Origin of the sequence: Mycobacterium sp. E796, assembly GCF_001672815.1 — a bacterium.
Taxonomy (GTDB): domain Bacteria; phylum Actinomycetota; class Actinomycetes; order Mycobacteriales; family Mycobacteriaceae; genus Mycobacterium.
In genome coordinates, this window is sequence record NZ_LZKK01000167.1 from 1 (window position 1) to 2756 (window position 2756).

The 2756-nt window shown below is 70.1% G+C and carries 3 protein-coding genes and 1 pseudogene; 1 reads left to right on the forward strand and 3 read right to left on the reverse strand.

All coding sequences use genetic code 11. From position 1 onward, the window contains the following. The 3 genes from A5706_RS12275 to glnX all read right to left on the reverse strand — a co-directional run. Positions 1–263: serine/threonine protein kinase (locus A5706_RS12275; protein WP_304528394.1), on the reverse strand; the 263-nt coding region annotated here is incomplete at its 3' end. After that, positions 263–1225, reverse strand: a complete 963-nt coding sequence (locus tag A5706_RS12280; RefSeq protein WP_068130815.1) for a glutamate ABC transporter substrate-binding protein — start codon at positions 1223–1225, stop codon at positions 263–265. The genes A5706_RS12275 and A5706_RS12280, both read right to left, overlap by 1 nt. Continuing rightward, positions 1222–2541 (reverse strand): protein kinase G-activating protein GlnX, encoded by a 1320-nt coding sequence (gene glnX / locus A5706_RS12285; protein WP_068130813.1) that lies wholly within the window; start codon positions 2539–2541, stop codon positions 1222–1224. Before glnX ends, A5706_RS12280 begins: the two co-directional genes overlap by 4 nt. A 123-nt stretch (positions 2542–2664) precedes the next feature. On the opposite strand from glnX, the pseudogene A5706_RS12290 reads away from it, so the two are divergent. Further along, positions 2665–2756: pseudogene (locus A5706_RS12290) on the forward strand (DNA mismatch repair protein MutT); the annotation flags it as partial.

Here is a 2756-nt window from a genome sequence, read left to right on the forward strand (position 1 = left end):
TCGCGCACGCGCGGGATCTCGACCAACCCGCCGCCCAGCTGCCGGGTCGGCGGCAGCACCCGGGTGGCCACCGTCATCCGCTCCGGCGCGTCGATGTCTATGCCGGGGATCAGGAAGTCGTCGTCGTCATCGTCGTCGAAGTCGGGGCGGAACAGCGCCTGGGTGGCCTGCGGCCGCGACTCCGCCTCTGAGATGGCTTGAGAGCCGGTCTGCACGTCGGGCGCCTGGGTGCCGACGTCCTCGGAATCCATCGGCTCGGCCATCAGTCAAGATACCTCGGCGTGGGCGGGGCGGGCGCCGGTCCCAGAACCGTCAGCCACTTGCGGTACAACGTGTTCCACGTCCCGTCGCGGCGGATTCGCTCCAGCGTGCCGTTGACGAACCGGACCAGCCCCGGGTTGTTCAGGTTGACGCCGATGCCGTACGGCTGGGTGGCCATGTTCGGCCCGACGATGTGCAGGTACGGGTCCTCCTCCACCAGGCCGGCCAGGATCGAGTCGTCGGTGCTCACGGCGTCGATCTCGCGCTGCTGCATGGCCACCAGGCAGTCGGCCCAGTTCACCACCGACACGATGATCGGCGCCGGGTCGATCTGCTGGATCCGGTGCAGCGACGTCGTGCCCCGGGCCACGCAGACCCGCTTGCCGGACAGGTCAGCCGCCCGGACGATCGGCGAGTCGCGGGGAGCCAGGATGCGCTGGTTGGCGTCGAGGTAGACGGTGGAGAAGTTCACCAGCTTGCGCCGCTCACAGGTGATGGTCATGGTCTTGACGACGACGTCGACCTCGTTGCGCTGCAGCGCGGTGACGCGTTCCTCCGACGAGAGGATGCGGTACTCGACGTGCGAGGGGGCGCCGAAGATGTCGCGCGCGATCTCGCCGGCGATGTCGACGTCGAAGCCGGTGATCTCGCCGGTGATCGGGTCGCGGAAGCTGAACAGGTTGCTGCCGATGTCGAGCCCGACGATCAGCCTGCCGCGGGCCCGGATGTCGGCGACGGCGGCGTCGGCCTCGGCCTTGGTGGGGAAGGGGCGCAGGCTCGCGGTCAGGTCGCAGCCCTGGCTCGGGTCGTCCGGCGGCAGCGGCGGCTGCGGGGGCAGCTGCTGCATGCCGACCGGCGTGGGCGGCGGCAGCGTCGGCGCGGTGGCCACGGTCAGCGTCTCGGTGTGGCTGCAGCCCGCCAGCAGGCCGACCGCCGCGAGCGCCCCCAGGCAGCGCCTGATCACCGGTACTCCCTGAGCCGCGGCCACAGGCCCAGCGCGACGGCGATGGCCGCGCCGAGGGACAGCACCACGCCGCCCACCTGGGCGCCGGACAACCCGCTGCGCGCGCTGATCACGTCGTTGCGCAGGTGGGTCCGGCTCTGGTCCATGGCCTTGCCGAGTTCGTCCTCGAGCTTGTCGAACGCGGGCGTCGAGTCGTCCTCGCCGCTGCCGAGCGCGACCTGGGTGGCGGCGCGGTAGTTGCCCACCGAGATGTAGGAGTTGATCCGGTCGTTGGCCTGCCGCCAGCGCAGCAGGAGCTGATCCGCACCCTGCAGGTCCGGCTTGTCGACGGCGTCGCTGCGCGACATGTACTGGTCGAGCTGGGAGTGCATGGAGTCGATGCGCTGGTAGAACGACTGCTTGCGCATCTCCTCGTCACCGCGGCGGATCAGCGAAAGCGTCTCGTCGGCCCGCGCCTGCTGGGCGGTGATGGCGACGTTGGTGACGGTCCGCAGCGATTCCGCGGCGGTGTTCTTGGCGCTGCGACTCGCGGCCGTCGAAATGGTCAGCGCGGTTCCGACCCATACCACCATGACGAGGATACCGAGGGCGCCGACGACCAGCCCCGGGTTGATTCGGCGCCGGGTGCGGCGGGCCAGCCAGCGATGCGAGAACGCGCCGAAGACCACCGTGCTGGCGACGACCAGGATCACCGGGGCCGGAAAGTGCGTCGACGCGGTGGTTTCGCTGTCCACCCGGTCGGAGGTCGCCTGGTACAGCTGCGCCGCGTCGGGCAGGATCTGCGACTGCATCAGCCCGGACGCCTCCGACAGGTACGACGACCCGACGGGATTGCCTTCCCGGTTGTTGGTCCGCGCGATCTCGATCAGCCCGGTGTAGACGGCCAACTCGGCGTTGAGCCGGCCCAGCAACTGCACCAGGGGTTCGTCGGTCAGCCCGCTCGACGCCCTCGTCACGGCCACCGCGGCGTCGGTGATGGCCTGCTCGTAGCGCTGCCGGACCGGCCGCGGCTCGGCCTGCGCGATGAACGCGGTGGCCGCCGCGGCGTCGGCCACCGACAGCGTGGTGTAGAGCCGCCCGGCGGCGAACGACAGCGGCTCGGTGTGGTTGAGCACCGTGGACAGCACCTGCTGCCGGTGGTTGATGGTCGTCGAGGTGGCGAACGCGCTGGAGACGCCGAGGGCCGCCAGCACGATCCCGATGGTCAGGATGCGGCCGGGCGTCGTGGAGATGAACCACCAGCGCGGATGTGCCGGTTCGGCCGGCGACCGTGACCCCTTCGGTTCGGTCGACGGGTGCGCCAGCTCAACCGTCACGTCTACTCAGCCCTCATAACTTTCGGCCCACGAACCTGGATAAGCGAATTCTAAGAGAATGTTCGGGCGGATGGGGGGAGGCGAGTCAATTGACCGGCGGGGTCGCCTGCATATCCTGATCTCGTGCAGGGCGACGGCGACGGATGGGTGGTGTCCGACAGCGGCGCCCACTACTGGGGCCGCTACGGCGCGGCCGGGTTGCTGTTGCGCGCGCC